This is a genomic window from Mycobacterium sp. 94-17 (assembly GCF_035617725.1).
GTDB lineage: Bacteria > Actinomycetota > Actinomycetes > Mycobacteriales > Mycobacteriaceae > Mycobacterium.
This window is the reverse complement of the sequence record NZ_JAPIYN010000011.1, coordinates 64,229-80,663: the sequence shown is the minus strand read 5'-3', so window position 1 is coordinate 80,663 and position 16,435 is coordinate 64,229. Positions and strand designations below refer to the sequence as shown.

The 16,435-nt window shown below is 70.0% G+C and carries 15 protein-coding genes; 12 read left to right on the top strand and 3 right to left on the bottom strand.

Annotation, left to right across the window (positions count from 1 at the left end; all coding sequences use genetic code 11):
- The first annotated feature begins 125 nt into the window (after positions 1-125).
- Entirely contained in the window at positions 126-1,421 is a 1,296-nt protein-coding gene (locus OQ789_RS14605; protein ID WP_324686747.1) for an MFS transporter, read from the top strand.
- A gap of 10 nt (positions 1,422-1,431) precedes the next feature.
- Here OQ789_RS14605 and dapD read toward each other — a convergent pair whose 3' ends face one another.
- Positions 1,432-2,385, bottom strand: coding sequence for a 2,3,4,5-tetrahydropyridine-2,6-dicarboxylate N-succinyltransferase (dapD, locus tag OQ789_RS14600; protein ID WP_324686746.1), 954 nt, complete (start codon positions 2,383-2,385; stop codon positions 1,432-1,434).
- Positions 2,386-2,679: 294 nt separating this feature from the next.
- Here dapD and OQ789_RS14595 point away from each other — a divergent pair, with 294 nt between their 5' ends.
- The 3 genes from OQ789_RS14595 to dapE all read left to right on the top strand — a co-directional run bounded on the left by OQ789_RS14595 (position 2,680) and on the right by dapE (position 5,801).
- Positions 2,680-3,492 carry a PPE family protein, SVP subgroup gene (locus OQ789_RS14595; protein WP_324686646.1) on the top strand — a complete coding sequence of 271 codons (813 nt, stop codon included), beginning with the start codon at positions 2,680-2,682 and terminating at the stop codon, positions 3,490-3,492.
- 21 nt (positions 3,493-3,513) lie between these two features.
- The gene (locus tag OQ789_RS14590; RefSeq protein ID WP_324686645.1) at positions 3,514-4,656 is read left to right on the top strand and encodes a PPE family protein; all 1,143 of its coding nucleotides are present in this window, start codon (positions 3,514-3,516) and stop codon (positions 4,654-4,656) included.
- A gap of 80 nt (positions 4,657-4,736) precedes the next feature.
- The gene (gene dapE, locus OQ789_RS14585; RefSeq protein ID WP_324686644.1) at positions 4,737-5,801 is read left to right on the top strand and encodes a succinyl-diaminopimelate desuccinylase; all 1,065 of its coding nucleotides are present in this window, start codon (positions 4,737-4,739) and stop codon (positions 5,799-5,801) included.
- Here dapE and OQ789_RS14580 read toward each other — a convergent pair.
- Entirely contained in the window at positions 5,798-7,924 is a 2,127-nt protein-coding gene (locus OQ789_RS14580; RefSeq protein ID WP_324686643.1) for an AAA family ATPase, read from the bottom strand. The two genes, dapE and OQ789_RS14580, sit on opposite strands and share 4 nt — an antisense overlap.
- An 88-nt stretch (positions 7,925-8,012) precedes the next feature.
- Here OQ789_RS14580 and OQ789_RS14575 point away from each other — a divergent pair, with 88 nt between their 5' ends.
- The 7 genes from OQ789_RS14575 (at position 8,013) to OQ789_RS14545 (ending at position 13,716) form a co-directional block, all read left to right on the top strand.
- Positions 8,013-8,576, top strand: a complete 564-nt coding sequence (locus tag OQ789_RS14575; protein ID WP_324686642.1) for a TIGR00730 family Rossman fold protein — start codon at positions 8,013-8,015, stop codon at positions 8,574-8,576.
- A gap of 74 nt (positions 8,577-8,650) precedes the next feature.
- Positions 8,651-10,429: a long-chain-acyl-CoA synthetase FadD6 gene (gene fadD6, locus OQ789_RS14570; RefSeq protein ID WP_324686641.1), complete on the top strand. Its 1,779-nt coding sequence runs from the start codon at positions 8,651-8,653 to the stop codon at positions 10,427-10,429.
- 73 nt (positions 10,430-10,502) lie between these two features.
- Positions 10,503-11,378 (top strand): dihydropteroate synthase, encoded by an 876-nt coding sequence (gene folP, locus OQ789_RS14565; protein ID WP_324686640.1) that lies wholly within the window; start codon positions 10,503-10,505, stop codon positions 11,376-11,378.
- Entirely contained in the window at positions 11,375-12,391 is a 1,017-nt protein-coding gene (locus tag OQ789_RS14560) for a glucosyl-3-phosphoglycerate synthase (RefSeq protein WP_324686639.1), read from the top strand. Before folP ends, OQ789_RS14560 begins: the two co-directional genes overlap by 4 nt.
- Before the next feature lie 50 nt (positions 12,392-12,441).
- Positions 12,442-12,798, top strand: coding sequence for a DivIVA domain-containing protein (locus tag OQ789_RS14555; protein ID WP_324686638.1), 357 nt, complete (start codon positions 12,442-12,444; stop codon positions 12,796-12,798).
- Positions 12,795-13,376 (top strand): DNA-3-methyladenine glycosylase I, encoded by a 582-nt coding sequence (locus OQ789_RS14550; protein ID WP_324686637.1) that lies wholly within the window; start codon positions 12,795-12,797, stop codon positions 13,374-13,376. Before OQ789_RS14555 ends, OQ789_RS14550 begins: the two co-directional genes overlap by 4 nt.
- 166 nt (positions 13,377-13,542) lie before the next feature.
- Entirely contained in the window at positions 13,543-13,716 is a 174-nt protein-coding gene (locus OQ789_RS14545; protein ID WP_003878471.1) for a DUF3117 domain-containing protein, read from the top strand.
- Positions 13,717-13,745: 29 nt separating this feature from the next.
- Here OQ789_RS14545 and glgA read toward each other — a convergent pair whose 3' ends face one another.
- Positions 13,746-14,918 (bottom strand): glycogen synthase, encoded by a 1,173-nt coding sequence (glgA, locus tag OQ789_RS14540; RefSeq protein WP_324686636.1) that lies wholly within the window; start codon positions 14,916-14,918, stop codon positions 13,746-13,748.
- Between the two features lie 168 nt (positions 14,919-15,086).
- Between glgA and glgC the strand changes: the two genes are divergently transcribed.
- Positions 15,087-16,301, top strand: coding sequence for a glucose-1-phosphate adenylyltransferase (gene glgC / locus OQ789_RS14535; protein ID WP_324686635.1), 1,215 nt, complete (start codon positions 15,087-15,089; stop codon positions 16,299-16,301).
- Positions 16,302-16,435 lie beyond the last annotated feature (134 nt).

Sequence of the window (16,435 nt, the reverse complement as noted above, 5' to 3'; positions counted from 1 at the left end):
TCAGGGCCGGGCGTGCCCGCGAAGGTTCACCTACCGTCGTAACCGTGAATCGAGGTAACCGGACGGTGGCCGGCCACCAGGCCTCTCGACCCGCGGACAGCCCCGCCCCCGCCGCACGCACCCCCATGCGGCGCATCGCGGCGGCCTGTCTCGTGGGCTCGGCCATCGAGTTCTACGACTTTCTCATCTACGGGACCGCGGCGGCACTGGTGTTTCCCGCGGTGTTCTTCCCGAACCTGGGCGCCACGGTGGCCACCATCGCGTCGATGGCGACGTTTGCGACGGCGTTCCTGTCCCGCCCGCTGGGTGCGGCCGTCTTCGGTTACTTCGGGGACCGGCTCGGCCGCAAGAAGACGCTGGTCGCCACCCTGCTGATCATGGGCGCGTCGACCGTCAGCGTGGGCCTGGTCCCCAGCACGGCGTCGATCGGGGTGGCGGCGCCGTTGATCCTTATCGTCCTGCGGTTGCTGCAGGGCTTCGCCGTCGGCGGCGAATGGGCCGGGTCCGTCCTGCTGAGCGCCGAATACGCGCCTCCCGGCAAACGCGGCTGGTACGGCATGTTCACCTCGCTGGGCGGCGGCACCGCGGGGACGCTGGCCAGCCTGACGTTCCTCGCCGTCAGCCTCACCATGGGGGAGAGCAGCCCCGCGTTCCTGGAGTGGGGCTGGCGGGTGCCGTTCCTGATCAGCAGCGGGCTGATCGCGATCGCCCTCTATGTGCGCCTCAACATCGATGAGACCCCGCTGTTCGTCGAGGAGAAGGCCCGCAACCTGGTGCCCAAAGCGCCGCTGGCCGAGCTGGTGCGGCTGCAGCGGCGCGAGATCGTGTTGGTGGCGGGCTCTTTCCTGGCCGGCATGGGCTTCGTCTATCTGGGCCACACCTTTCTCGTCATGCACGCCCACTCGCACCTGGGCTACTCGCGCAGCTTCATCTGGGCCGTCGGCGGGCTGGGCGGTCTGACGAGCATCGTGTTCGTCGCGTTCGGGGCCTGGCTGTCCGATCGCGTCGGGCGCCGCCGGGTGATGCTGTGCGGACTCGCAGCGTGCCTGCCGTGGTCGTTCGTGGTCATGCCGCTGCTGGACACCGGCAACCCCGCCATGTACGTGGTCGCCGTCCTCGGCATGACCGCCTGCGCGGCCGTCGCCAACGGTCCCACGGGCGCCTTCATTCCCGAACTGTTCGCCACCCGCTACCGCTACAGCGGCGCGGCCGTGGCGATGAACCTGGCCGGCATCCTCGGCGCCGCCGTACCGCCGCTGTTGGCGGGCACCTTGCTGGCGACCTACGGAGGCTGGGCGATCGGGCTCATGATGGCGACCCTCGTCGTGGCCAGTCTCGTCTGCGTGACACTGCTGCCCGAAACCCGAGGGACCGCGCTGGGCGAAGTCCCGGCTGTCGAGCGGGTCCCCGCCGACTTATAGGCGCCCGCCTTCAGTTGGCGTGCAGGTCTTCGTTCAGGGCGATGCCTTGGCCGCCGCGGGCCACCACCTCCACCGCCCCACTCACCGAATTGCGGCGGAACAGCAGGTTGTTGCCGCCGGACAGGTCGAGTGCCTTCATCGTTTTGCCTTCGGGCGTAATGACTTTGGTGCCCGCGGTAACGTACAGGCCGGCTTCGACGACGCAGTCGTCGCCCAGCGAGATGCCCAGGCCGGCGTTGGCGCCGAGCAGGCAGCGCTTGCCGATCGAAATCACTTCGGTACCACCGCCGGACAGTGTCCCCATGATCGAGGCTCCACCGCCGACGTCGGAACCGTCGCCCACCACCACACCGGCGGAGATGCGACCCTCCACCATGGACGCCCCCAGGGTGCCGGCGTTGTAGTTGACGAAGCCCTCGTGCATCACCGTCGTGCCCGGCGCCAGGTGGGCGCCGAGCCGAACCCGGTCGGCGTCGGCGATGCGCACTCCGGTCGGCAGGACGTAATCGACCATCCGCGGGAACTTGTCGACGCCGTAGACCGCGACCGGCCCGCGGCGCCGCAGCCGGGCCCGGACCGCCTCGAAGCCCTCGACGGCGCACGGGCCCCGATTAGTCCAGACCACATTCGTTAATACCCCGAACAGGCCGCCGGCGTTCAGCCCGTGCGGCGCCACCAGTCGGTGCGAGAGCAGATGCAATCGCAGATAGGCGTCGTAGGCGTCGGCGGCCGCCTCGTCCAGCGAGCCGATGACCGTGCGCACGGCGACGGTCTCTGTGCCGCGGTCGTCGTCGCGGCCGACGAGCGCGGCCAGCTCCGGCGGAGCATCCGACAGCGCCAGCCGCGAGGTCGCGCTGGTGGCTGAGTCGGTCAGTTCCGGTGCGGGAAACCACGTGTCGAGGATCGATCCGTCGGCGGCCAGCGTTGCCAGCCCGATACCTGCAGCTCCAGTCACGGCGGACAGGTTACTTCCTGGGCCGCGCCCGGGTCCGCCCGCCCTGCTGGGTACTGCGCCGAGGCACTGGGCACTCGGCCCGACAGGTAGGCAAAAGCCGACGCGGGCAACGCCATTCGTTTGGTCCGGGCCTGTGGTCCGGGGCGGCCGGCGCCCGGCCTCGCCGGTCCTGGCAGGTCAAGGCGTGAATTTCAGCATTTTGGGTACGCAGCTCCCGGGACCTGCGGGGTCGCTATCCGGCCTTGCAGAAGGTTCCCTGTCGCCGGTCCTTAGCGGCCGCCCGTTTGCTGGAGGAGAAGAAACATGTCCTTTGTCACCACTCGGCCCGACGCGCTGCTGGCCGCGGCGAGCACCCTCGAAGGGCTCGGCTCTTCGCTGGCCGCTCAGGATGCCGCCGCCGCAGCGCCCACCACGAGCATCGCTCCCGCGGCCGCCGACGAGGTGTCCGGTCTGCAGGCGGCCCAGTTTTCCACCTACGGTGCGTGGTACCAGCAGGTCAGTACCCAGGCGAAGGCAATTCACCAAACGCTGGTGAGCAACCTCGACAGCAACGCCGGTTCGTACGCCACGGCGGAAGCGGCGAATCGGGTGACCACCAGCGCCGCAGCCCTGCCCGCCGCGGCACCGCTGGCCGCGGCCGACCCGTCGTCTTCCGGAGCTGCCCTTGGCACCACCATCGAGTGGGGTCAGGACGTCGGCGCCGCGGCATCCGACTTCATCGCCCTGGGGCAAGGGCAGTTCCTGCCGGCCAGCGGCGTGGCCGGAGTCCCCGCATTGACGAGCGATGTCGGCGCGGCGGGCGCCGCCGTCGGTGTCTCCACGCCGGCCGGTCCCGCAGCCGTGAGTGCCGCGCCGGTGCTGGCGAGTGTGGGCCAGGGGCCTTCGATCGGCGCGATGTCGGCAGCGCCCAGCTGGGCGGCAGGCGGCATGCCGGCGAATCCCGTCGCGGTCCAGCCGGAAGGGGCCGGCCTCGCCAGTGCTGCGCCGCGCGCCGCATCGGTGAACACCGTGCCGGGCGGCCTGCCCTCGGTGGCCAGCACCGGGCGCGGCGACTCCGGCCTGGGCGCGCCACGCTACGGCCTCAAGCCCACCGTGATGCCCAAGCCCACCGTCTGATACGAGAAAGGTAGCAGCACAATGACTTTCGACTTTGGAGCACTGCCACCCGAGGTGAACTCTTTGCGGATGTACACCGGCGCCGGCGCCGGGCCGATGATGGCCGCCGCGGCGGGATTCGCCAGCCTGGCCGACGAATTGAGCACGACGGCGGCGGCCAGCGAAGCGGCGATCTCGAATCTGACCGGGGAGGAGTGGATGGGCCCGTCGTCGGCCGCGATGGTCACTGCGGCCGAGCCGTACGTGACGTGGATGCACACCACCGCAGCGCAACTGCAACAGGCGGCAACCCAGGCCATGGCGTCGGCGGCCGCCTACGAGACGGCTTTCGCGATGACGGTGCCGCCGCCGCTGATCGCCGCCAACCGGGCCCAGCTCGCGGCGTTGGTCGCGACGAACTTCCTGGGGCTGAACACCGCGGCCATCGCTGCCACCGAGGCGCAGTATGGCGAGATGTGGGCCCAGGATGCGGCGGCCATGTATGGCTACGCCGCGTCGTCGGCCACCGCGGGCAGACTGAGCCCGTTGACGTCGCCGGCGCCCACCAACAACTCGGGCGGGCTGGGCGCGCAAAGCGTCGCGGCCACGGGTGCGCAGACGAGCGGGCTGCAAAATGTCGTGTCCAACGTGCCCAACAAGGTCGAGGCGCTGGCGGCGCCCGCCGCCGTGCCCGACCCGCCGAGCCTGGACGATCTGCTCGGCAATCCCGTGGTGTCCAACCTCGGCAACGCCGGGTTCGACGTCGGTTCCTGGAATCTGTTCAACACGATGGTGTCCGGGGTGCTGTACCAGCACGCGGCCGACGCGGCAGCGGCTCCCGCCGCCGCCGCCGGTCTGACTGGTGGGCTGGGTGGCTCCGGCGCGCTGCTGGGCGCGGCGGCCCCGGCCAGTACCGCGGGCGTGAGTGCCGCGCCGGTGCTGGCGAGGATGGGCTCCGCGGCTCCCGTCGGCGGATTGTCGACACCCGTCGCGTGGTCGGCGGCCACGCCCGCGCCCCCGGCCGCGACCCTCGCCGGCGCGGGGTGGGCCGCGCCGACCGAAGAGGCCCACACTACGTGGGCGTCCGGGATGCCGGCGGTCGCCTCGGCGGGGCGGGGCGGCTACGGCATGGGGCCGCGCTACGGCGTCAGGCCCAAGGTGATGCCCACGCAGTTGCTCGTCTGACGCGATCCGCCGCGCCCGGCGACCCGCTGCGCCCGGCTCCGCCGCGCTGGCGATCGCCACGGGACCACTACCCTGAGACCGTGCTGGACTTACGCGGGGATCCGATCGCGCTGACCGCGGCGCTGGTGAACATCCCCAGCGAATCGAGGGACGAAGCGCGGCTGGCCGACGAGGTCGAGGCCGCTCTGCGGGCGCAGGTCCCCGCGTTCGAGATCATTCGCAACGGCAACGCCGTGCTGGCTCGCACGCACCACCGGCGGCCCTCGCGCGTGCTGTTGGCCGGGCACCTGGATACCGTGCCGATAGCCGAGAACCTGCCCAGCCGCCGCGAGGGCGACGACCTGTACGGCTGCGGCACGGCGGACATGAAATCCGGGGACGCGGTCTTCTTGCACCTGGCCGCCACCGTGGCCGACCCGGTGCACGATCTGACGCTGGTGATGTATGACTGCGAGGAAATCGAAGCCGCCGCAAACGGATTGGGCCGCATCGAACGCGAGTTACCGGACTGGCTGTGCGCCGACGTGGCCATCCTGGGCGAGCCCACCGGCGGATACATCGAGGCCGGCTGCCAGGGCACCCTGCGTGTGGTGGTCAGCGCCACCGGCACCCGCGCGCATTCGGCGCGATCGTGGTTGGGGGACAACGCGATTCACAAGCTCGGCGCGGTGCTCGAGCGGCTGGCCGCGTACCAGGCACGCAGCGTCGACATCGACGGCTGCATCTACCGGGAGGGCCTGTCGGCCGTGTTCATCGACGGCGGCGTGGCGGGCAACGTCATTCCCGACGCAGCCGCCGTGACGATCAACTTCCGGTTCGCCCCCGACCGGTCGTTGCCCGACGCGCTGCAGCACGTGCAGGACGTGCTCGCCGGGCTCGACGTGCACATCGAACAGACCGATGCGGCGGCGGGCGCACTGCCCGGACTGTCCCAGCCCGCCGCCAAGGCCCTGGTCGACGCCGCGGGCGGCAACGTCCGGGCCAAGTACGGTTGGACCGACGTCGCCCGGTTCGCCGCGCTGGGCATACCGGCGGTCAACTTCGGGCCGGGAGATCCGAATCTGGCGCACAAGCGCGACGAGCGGGTCGCGGTCGCCAACATCACCGCCGCGGTGGATGTGCTGCGCGGCTACCTGAGCGGCTAGACATCCCCTGCCCCGCGCCCCCGCGCCTGTGCGGCGGCGTCGGCGGCGGCGGCATGCATGCCGATCGACGTCAGCTCGTCGGACACCGAACGCAGCCCCGCGCCATCGGCGGCGGCCAGCGCGCGGGCGTGCGACAGCGCAATTCGTCCTGCGGCACAGTCGATTTCGTTGCCGAGTCGAGCCAGGGGATCGACGGCGCGGGTGTCGCCCAACCGCACGGCCTCGTGCCAGACCCGCACCGCCACGCCGCGCTGCCCGCCGCGCTCGGCCATCCGGGCGGCGTCGCGCGCGGCGGCCACCGCACCGTGTGCGTCGCGCACCAAGGCCAGCCGCCACGCCCGCGCCACCACGAGCTCGGGCGCGAACAGCGCCGACTTGGTGCCATGCCGGGATTCGGCCCTGCTCAACGCCTTTGCCGCCGCGGCGGTATCGCCCTGCTGGGCCAGCGCGGTGGCCAGCAGCGTCAGCGACAGCGGCCCCCACGAGTAGCCGGTCCGCTCCAAGGTGGCCGCCGCGGGGGTCAATAATGCTGCCGCAGCCGCGAATTCACCACCGTAGATCAGCGCATGTGCCAGCAGCACCTCGCCGATCGCGCGGCCCGGCTGTTGCAGTTCGGCGAAGTCGGTGAACTGCCGAGCGAGGCGGCTGGCTTCGTCGGGGCGCCCGGCCATCAACAGCGCGGTGATCTGCCCCAGCCCGACCGTGAAGCGCAGCAGCCCGGGATGTTCGGCGTCCGAGGCGCGCCGCGCCAGCGGCTCGACGTCATCGAACCGGCCCTCGCGCGCCGCGCACAATGCGGCCGTGCTGGCGGCCCAGGCCACCGCCTGGTCGTCGGCCGCCGACGAGGCGAGGACGTCGGCGGCGACCTTCACGGCGTGCCCGACATTGCCGGCGTTCATCGCGAAGGTCGCGCTCAGCGCGTCGAGGGTGGTCCGTGGGCCGGTATCGGTGACCCGGTTGCGCACGGTCCGCAGGAACGCGGTGGCACGCTCGGGTTCGCCCAGCATCCAGAACTGGTTGGCCGCGCGCAGCAGCGCCCAGTCCATCAGCGCCGGTTCGGTCAACCCGCTGGAGTCGACGCCGGCCAAGACCGCATCCGCCTCGCGGCCGCGGCCCTGCCAGCCCAGGGCGTGTGCCAGTGCGAGCCGCGCCGCCAACCCGCCGGAACGCTGCAGGGCCGAGCGGGCCAGCCGTTCGCCCAGCGCCAGATCGCCCAACCGCAGCGCCTGCCGGGCGGCGGCAACCACGTCGGCGGCCGGTGGGGGAGTGTCGCTGTCCAGCGCCAGCGACACCAGCCGCAACCGGTCACTGAGGTGTTCGGGGTCACGCTGCGACAGCAGCCCGACCAGCTCGGTGCGGCGTTGCCGCGCGTCGTCGGGGTCCAGCGTGGCCCGGGTTCGCTCCGCGAACAGCGGGTGGGCCGTATAGACCACCGGGTCGTCCGAAGATCCGCCCCGCGCCCGGGTCTCCGCGGCACCCCAGGTGACGGCGTCGGCCACCGCGCCCTCCCCGGCGAGCGCGGTCAGCGCGGCGACCGACAGCGGCTCGGCGACCGCGAGGTACTCGAGCACCGACCGCGCCGGAGCCGGCAACTCAGCGAGGAACGTGTCGATCTGCGTGGGCCCGGTGGCACCGTCGGGCGGCTCGATGTCGATCCGGGTGAGCAGGCCGTCGCGCCACAGTGCCGCGATCGCCTCGGGAGCGGGCTCGGCGCGGGCGGTGACGATCAGCCTTCCCGCGCCGTCGCGCGCCAGCTGGTAGACGAGCGTCGCCGACAGCACGTCCAGGTGTTGCGCGTCGTCTACGACGAGCAGCAGTTCGTCACCGCCCAGCGACGCCCGGGCGGCCCGCAGCAGCGCGGCCGGCTTGCCGATGTCGGCGATCTCCACCAGATGGCTGAACGCACCGAACGGGACCGCGCGTTCGGTCGGGGTGCCGGTGACCCAGCGGATGAGCGCGTCCGGGTGCCGATCGGCGAAGCGTTCGGCGGCCTGGCGGGCCAGGGTGGATTTGCCGACACCGTCGGGCCCCAGTACTACCGCTCCGCGGGCCCCGTCGGCCAGGGCAGCGTCCAGCCGCTCTGCGGCCGTCGCATGTTGGGGGACGTTCCATCGAATCGGCACTGCCGAATTTTATGGTGCGAGACGCCGGTGGCAGAACGAAAGCCCCGGATATGACGCCCAGGGCGCCGCTGGTCTACCTTTGGCGGATATGCCCGGCCAACGCGAGTCATCCGGCGAGTGGTCGGTGTGCGTGTATTGCGCGTCCGGCCCGCTGCACCCCGAATTGCTCGGCGTCGCTACGGAACTCGGTGAGGCGATCGCGGAGCGCGGCTGGACGCTGGTGTGGGGTGGCGGCCGGGTATCGGCGATGGGTGCGGTGGCGAGCGCGGCGCGCGGCCGCGGCGGCCGGACCGTCGGCGTCATCCCCACGATCCTGATGCGCCGCGAGATTGCCGACGCGGATGCCGACGAGCTGATAGTCAGCGACACGCTGCACGAGCGCAAGCAGCTCATGGAAGACCGCGCCGACGCTTTCGTGGTGTTGCCGGGCGGCCTCGGCACCCTCGACGAGTTGCTCGACGCATGGACGGCGGCGTTCCTGGGCCTGCACGCCAAACCCATCGTGCTACTCGATCCCTTCGGTCACTACGAGGGGCTGTGGACCTGGTTGTGCGGGCTGCTGGACAGCGGTTACGTCTCCCAGGTGGCGATGGATCGGTTGGTGCTGGTCGACAAGGTGAGCGCAGCGATGGACGCGTGCGCGCCCGGCTGAGGCTGCCGAGGGGTTTGCCACCCTATTAGGCTGTCCGCCGGGCTTGACTTTCCGAAACGAATCGAGGGGATCACGTGTCCGATCGTGAGGGGGGAGCGCGCACGGCGGTCAAACTGACCGACATCGCTTCCCGAGTGCCGGCCGTGCTGGCCGACCTGCCGGTGATCGCGCGCGGCGCGAGGACCGGACTGCTGGCCCAACCGGGCTCCAAGAGATCGATCGGCACGGTCTTTCAGGAGCGGGCCGCGCGCTACGGCGACCGGATCTTCCTGCGCTTCGGCGATCAGCAGCTCACTTATCGCGACGCCAACGCCGCCGCCAATAGATACGCCGCCGTGCTGGCCGCGCGCGGCGTCGGGCAGGGCGACGTCGTCGCGATCATGCTGCGCAACTCACCCAACACCGTGTTGGCCATGCTGGCCGCGGTCAAGTGCGGCGCCATCGCGGGCATGCTCAACTACCACCAACGCGGCGAGGTGCTCGCGCACAGCCTGGGCCTGCTGGACGCCAAAGTGCTCATCGCCGAAACCGATCTGGTCAGTGCCGTGGCCGAATGCGGCGGCTCGGGCAGCACCGAGACGCTGACGGTCGAGGACCTGGAGCGGTTCGCGGTGAGCGCGCCGGCCACCAACCCCGCCTCGGCGTCGGCCGTGCACGCCAGGGACACTGCCTTCTACATCTTCACCTCGGGCACAACAGGATTTCCGAAGGCCAGCGTCATGACGCACCTGCGTTGGCTCAAGGCGCTCGCGGCGTTCGGCGGCATCGGGTTGCGGCTCAAGAGCTCCGACACCCTGTACTGCTGCTTGCCGCTGTACCACAACAACGCGCTGACGGTGGCGCTGTCGTCGGTGATCAACTCGGGGGCAACGCTGGCGCTTGGCAAGTCGTTCTCGGCGTCGCGGTTCTGGGACGAGGTGATCGCCAACGAGGCCACCGCGTTCATCTACATCGGCGAGGTGTGCCGGTATTTGCTCAACCAGCCGGCCAAACCGACCGACCGCGGGCACAAGGTGCGCCTGATCGCCGGAAACGGGCTGCGCCCGGAGATCTGGGACGAGTTCACGAAGCGATTCGGCATCGCCCGCGTCTGCGAGTTCTACGCCTCCAGCGAGGGCAATGCGGCGTTCATCAACATCTTCAACGTGCCGCGCTCCACCGGCGTCTTCCCGATGCCGCTGGCCTACGTCGAGTACGACCCGGATACCGGCGTGCCGCTGCGCGACGACAACGGACGGGTCCGTCGCGTGCCTGCGGGCGAGCCCGGTTTGCTGCTCAGCCCGGTCAACCGGCTGCAGCCCTTCGACGGCTACACCGACCCGGAGTCGAGCGAAAAGAAATTGGTGCGCAACGCCTTTCGTGAGGGCGATTGCTGGTTCAACACCGGTGACGTGATGAGCCCGCAGGGCATGGGGCACGCCGCGTTCGTCGACCGGCTCGGCGACACCTTCCGATGGAAGGGCGAGAACGTGGCCACCACGCAGGTCGAGGCGGCGCTGGCATCGGACGACTCCGTCGAGGACTGCACGGTCTTCGGCGTCGAGGTGCCCCGTACCGGCGGCCGCGCCGGGATGGCCGCGGTCAAGCTGCGCGACGACGCCGAGTTCGACGGGCAGTCGCTGGCCCGGGCCGTGTACGAGCAGCTTCCGGTCTACGCGCTGCCGCTGTTCGTCCGGCTGGTGGACTCGATCGAGCAGACCACGACGTTCAAGAGCCGCAAGGTGGAGCTGCGCGAGCAGGCCTACGGCCCGGACGTGGAGGATCCGCTCTACGTGCTGGCCGGCCGCGACGAGGGCTACGTGCCGTACTACGACGAGTACCCCGACGAAGTGGCCGGGGGCAAACGCCCGTAGGGCGTGCGGCCGCCCGCATGCCCGGGCCGGTCCCGGGGCGCCACCTCCGGCAGTGACCAGGCACTATGTATTGGTGCAATCGACTCTCTGCGGCCGACCGGTGGCGGGTGATCGGGCGCTGATCATGGCGATCGTCAACCGCACCCCGGACTCGTTCTACGACAAGGGTGCGACCTTCAGCGACGAGGCCGCCAGGGCCGCTGTGCACCGCGCCGTCGCCGAGGGTGCCGACGTCATCGACGTCGGCGGCGTTAAGGCCGGCCCCGGTGCGGAGGTCGATGCCGACACCGAGGTCGCCCGGCTGGTGCCGTTCATCGAATGGCTGCGCGACGCCTATCCGGACCAGCTGATCAGCGTCGATACCTGGCGTTCCGCGGTCGCCAAGGTGGCCTGCGCGGCCGGCGCGGACCTGATCAACGACACGTGGGGCGGCGTCGACCCGGCGCTGCCGGAGGTGGCCGCCGAGTTCGGTGCGGGTCTGGTGTGTTCGCACACCGGCAACGCGCAGCCGCGCACGCGTCCCTTTCGGGTGAGCTACGGAACCGCCACCCGTGGCGTGGTCGACGACGTCATCGCCCAGGTCACCCGGGGCGCCGAGCGGGCGGTGGCGTGCGGAGTGGCCCGCGACCGGGTGCTGATCGACCCCACCCACGACTTCGGCAAGAACACGTTCCACGGGCTGCTGCTGTTGCGTCACGTGGGCGATCTTGTTAATACCGGGTGGCCCGTGCTCATGGCTTTGAGCAACAAGGACTTCGTCGGGGAGACTCTGGGTGTGGAATTGACCGAGCGGCTCGAGGGAACGTTGGCGGCGACCGCGCTGGCGGCAGCCGCCGGGGCGCGGATGTTTCGCGTGCACCAGGTCGCGGCCACGCGCCGGGTGCTGGAGATGGTGGCCTCGATCCAGGGCACCCGCGCGCCGGCCCGCACGGTGAGGGGCCTGGCATGACGATGTCTGACCTGCTCGCGGGCGCTCTTGCCGGCGACGGCATGCTCGCCGCCCGGCCCGGTGACACCTGGCTGGCCAATGGCAGCTGGGACCGGCCAAGCTGGACTATCGCGGAGCTGGAGGCCGCGAAGGCGGGGCGGACCATCTCGGTGGTACTGCCGGCCCTGGACGAGGAAGAAACCATCGAGTCGGTGATCGAGAGCATCTCACCGCTGGTCCGGGACTCCGGGGGGCTGGTAGACGAGCTGATCGTGCTGGACTCGGGCTCCATCGACGACACCGAGATCCGCGCGGTCGCCGCGGGCGCCCGCGTCGTCAGCCGCGAGCAGGCGTTGCCCGAGGTGCCGATACGGCCCGGCAAGGGCGAGGCGTTGTGGCGGTCGCTGGCGGCCACCCGCGGCGACATCGTGGTGTTCGTCGACTCCGACCTGATCGATCCCCACCCGATGTTCGTGCCCTGGCTGGTCGCTCCGCTGCTCACCGGCGACGGCATTCACCTGGTCAAGAGCTTCTACCGGCGGCCTTTGCGGGGCAGTGAGCTCGCCGATGTCGGCGACGTGGCATCCGACGTGAGCGCCACCGGCGGTGGCCGGGTGACCGAGCTGGTGGCCCGGCCGTTGCTCGCGGCGCTGCGTCCGGAACTGGGCTGCATCGTGCAACCGCTCGGCGGTGAATACGCCGCCACCCGCGAGCTGCTGACCTCGGTGCCGTTCGCCCCGGGCTACGGCGTGGAGATCGGCCTGCTGGTGGACACCTTCGACCGGCTGGGCCTCGACGCGATCGCCCAGGCCAACCTGGGGGTGCGCGCGCATCGCAACCGGCCGTTGGCGGAGTTGGGTGTGATGAGCCGGCAAGTCATCGCAACCCTGCTGTCGCGCTGCGGGATCCCCGACTCCGGGGTCGGGTTGACGCAGTTCATCGCCGACGGCGCCGAGGGGAACGGCTACGTTGCGCAGACGTCGCCGGTGTCGCTGGAAGACCGGCCGCCGATGCAGACGCTCAGGCCCCGATAACTCCCCGGCGGAGCAACGCGGTGTCGGTGGCGTAGGGCAATATCGATCACGTGGCGTTGGTATTGCTGTACCTGGTGGTTCTGGTGCTGGTGGCGATCGTCTTGTTCGGCGCGGCCAGCCTGTTGTTCGGTCGCGGCGAGCAGCTGCCGCCCCTGCCGCGGGGAACGACTGCCACGGTGTTGCCCGCGTTCGGGGTGAGCGGCGCCGACGTCGACGCCGTCAAGTTCACTCAGGTGCTGCGCGGTTACAAGACCAGCGAGGTGGACTGGGTGCTGGACCGGCTCGCGCGTGAGCTCGAAGCGCTACGTGGCCAACTGGCCGCCGTGCACGCCTCGCCGGATGTGGCGGAGGCCGGGGCCGAACCGGGGGAACCGGACGACGGTGAGGATCGTCAGGACCAAGTGTGAGTGATGACCAACTGGTTCGCTGCGGTTGGGCGACCGTGCGACCCGGACCCGATTTCGAGCTCTATCGCGACTATCACGACCGCGAATGGGGCCGACCGGTGCGCGACGGGACCGCGTTGTTCGAGCGGATGAGTCTGGAGGCGTTTCAAAGCGGCCTGTCGTGGCTGATCATTTTGCGGAAGAGGGAGAACTTCCGGCGCGCGTTCGCCCGATTCGACATCGCCAAGGTCGCCGAATACACCGACGCCGACGTGCAGCGGCTGCTGGCCGACGAGGGAATCATCCGCAACCGCGCCAAGATCGAGTCGACGATCGGCAACGCCCGCGCCGCCGCTGAGCTGGGAACTCCCGCGGACCTGGCCGACCTGCTGTGGTCATTCGCGCCGTCGCCGCGGTCCCGTCCGGCCGACTCATCCGAAATCCCTTCGGCCACTGACGAATCCAAGGCCATGGCCCGTGAGCTCAAGCGGCGCGGGTTCCGCTTCGTCGGCCCGACCACCGCGTATGCGCTGATGCAGGCGACCGGGATGGTCGACGACCACATTCGCGCTTGCTGGGTTCCCGCCACAACCCGGTGAACACACAGATGTGGGTCTTTGTACGACGGGCGAACTGGATAGGGAACAATAGGGGGGTGATTAGGCAGTTCGATGCCGGGCATGGCTTGAAGTTCGCTGGCGGGGCGTGCTCGGCGCCGACCAGGTCCGCACTGGCGGGCCGGCTCGAACCTGGAGGGAGCACTCGATGGCGGCGATGAAGCCCCGGACCGGAGACGGTCCTCTGGAAGCAACCAAGGAGGGGCGCGGCATCGTGATGCGGGTACCACTTGAGGGAGGCGGTCGCCTGGTGGTCGAGCTGACACCCGACGAAGCCGCTGCCCTCGGCGACGAACTCAAGGGCGTCACGAGCTCCAGCTAGGGCCTGCCGCCGAACCAACGTCGGCGGCGCTACGCACACACTTTCCGATAGATCTCCAGGGTCTGCTCGGCGACGTGGGCCCAGGAGAACTCTTCGACGCAGCGCTGGCGTCCCGCTTCGCCGTAGCGCCGCGCTTTTTCCCGGTCGGCGATCAACTCGTTGACCGCTTCGGTCAGTCGGGCCTGATAGCCCCGCGCGTCATCGGGTGCGTAATGCACCAGCGTCCCGGTGACTCCGTCGGCGACCACCTCCGGAATTCCGCCGACATCGGAGGCCACCACCGCAGCCGAGCAGGCCATTGCCTCCAAATTCACGATGCCCAACGGCTCATACACCGATGGGCATACGAAAACCGTTGCTGCCGAGAGGATTTCACGTAGCTCCCCGATGGGCAGCATTTCCCGGATCCAGAACACCCCCGTGCGGCTCGCGGCCAGCCCGGCCACGGCGTCGCGGATCTCGTCGGCGATCTGCGGGGTGTCGGGAGCGCCGGCGCACAACACCACCTGCGTCTCCGGGCTGAATCGGTGGGCCGCCGCCACCAGGTGCGCCAGCCCCTTCTGCCGCGTGATCCTGCCTACGAACACCACGATGGGCCGGGCCGGATCGACCCCCAGTTCGGCCAGCATCGATCCGGTTTGCATCGGCCCGGCCGGGTACCAGACGTCGGTGTCGACGCCGTTGCGGATGACATGCACGAGGTTGGGGTCCAGCGTGGGGTAGACCCGCAGGACGTCTTCGCGCATCGCGGAACTGACCGCGATGACGGCGTCCGCGGCGACCACCGCGGTCTGCTCGACCCAGCTCGAGATCCGGTAGCCCCCACCGAGTTGCTCGGCCTTCCACGGGCGCAGCGGTTCCAGCGAATGCACGGTCAGCACGTGCGGGACGCCGTACAGCAGTGCGGCCAGATGCCCGGCCATGCCGGTGTACCAGGTGTGCGAATGCACCACACTGGCCCCCGACGCCGCGTTGGCCATCACCAGGTCCGCCGACAGGGTCGACATCGCCGCGTTGGCGCCGCGCAGCCGTGGGTCTGGCTCGTGCACCCGCACCCCGTGGATGCCCGGACGCGGCGCACCCATGCAATGCACGTCGACCGCGCACAGCCGGCGCAGCTGGGCGACGAGTTCGGTGACGTGCACTCCCGCTCCGCCGTAGACCTCCGGTGGGTATTCGCGCGTCATCATGGCCACCCGCATACCCGAACGGTAGTTCGGCGACGGGACCCACCGCGAGTCGGGTTCACCGTGGCAAGTGGCGATCTCCGTGGCGTGCGCGGCCAAATACCTTGACGGACAGTCCCACAGAACGCGGTGAATCGCCCTTCCCCCTGGCAGCCCTTCGCGACGGCCGATAGGTTTGTCACCATGAGGGAAGCGCCACACGTGCTGGGCATCGTCCTGGCCGGCGGTGAGGGCAAGCGGCTGTATCCGCTGACTGCGGACCGTGCCAAGCCCGCGGTTCCCTTCGGGGGCGCCTATCGACTGATCGACTTCGTGCTGTCCAACCTCGTCAATGCCCGGTATCTGCGCATCTGCGTTCTCACCCAGTACAAGTCGCATTCACTGGACCGCCACATTTCGCAGAATTGGCGGCTGTCCGGTCTGGCCGGTGAGTACATCACCCCGGTGCCCGCGCAGCAGCGGCTCGGCCCGCGCTGGTATACCGGTTCGGCCGATGCCATCTACCAGTCGCTCAATCTGATTTTCGACGAAGACCCCGACTACATCGTGGTTTTCGGTGCCGACCACGTGTACCGGATGGACCCCGAGCAGATGGTCCGCTTCCACATCGACAGCGGCGCCGGCGCGACGGTGGCCGGCATCAGGGTGCCGCGCGGCGAGGCCACCGCGTTCGGCTGCATCGACTCCGACGAGTCGGGCCGCATCCGCAAGTTCGTCGAGAAGCCGCTGGATCCTCCGGGGACCCCGGACGACCCAGAGCAGACGTTCGTGTCGATGGGCAATTACATCTTCACCACCAAGGTGCTCATCGACGCGATCCGCGCGGACGCCGACGACGACCATTCCGATCACGACATGGGCGGTGACATCATCCCGCGACTGGTCGACGACGGGATGGCCGCGGTGTACGACTTCAACGACAACGAGGTGCCCGGCGCCACCGATCGTGACCGGGCCTACTGGCGCGACGTGGGAACGCTGGACGCGTTCTACGACGCGCACATGGACCTCGTGTCGGTGCATCCGGTGTTCAACCTGTACAACAAGCGCTGGCCGATCCGCGGCGAGTCGGAGAACCTGGCGCCGGCCAAGTTCGTCAACGGTGGTTCCGCGCAGGAGTCGGTGGTGGGCGCGGGCAGCATCATCTCGGCGGCCTCGGTGCGCAACTCGGTGTTGTCGTCCAATGTGGTGGTCGACGACGGCGCCATCGTGGAGGGCAGCGTGATCATGCCCGGCGCCCGGGTCGGCCGTGGCGCGGTGGTGCGCCACGCGATTCTGGACAAGAACGTCGTCGTCGGGCCGGGCGAGATGGTCGGCGTGGATCTGGAAAAGGACCGGGAACGCTTCGCGATCAGCGCCGGCGGGGTGGTCGCCGTGGGCAAGGGCGTTTGGGTTTAGCGCGACGACGATGCGGGCCGCGTAGCGGACCGCTGAGGAGTAGCGCCATCGGGTCGAGCGACGACGATGCGGGCCGCGTAGCGGACCGCTGAGGAGTAGCGCCATCGGGTCGAGCGACGACGATGCGGGCCGCG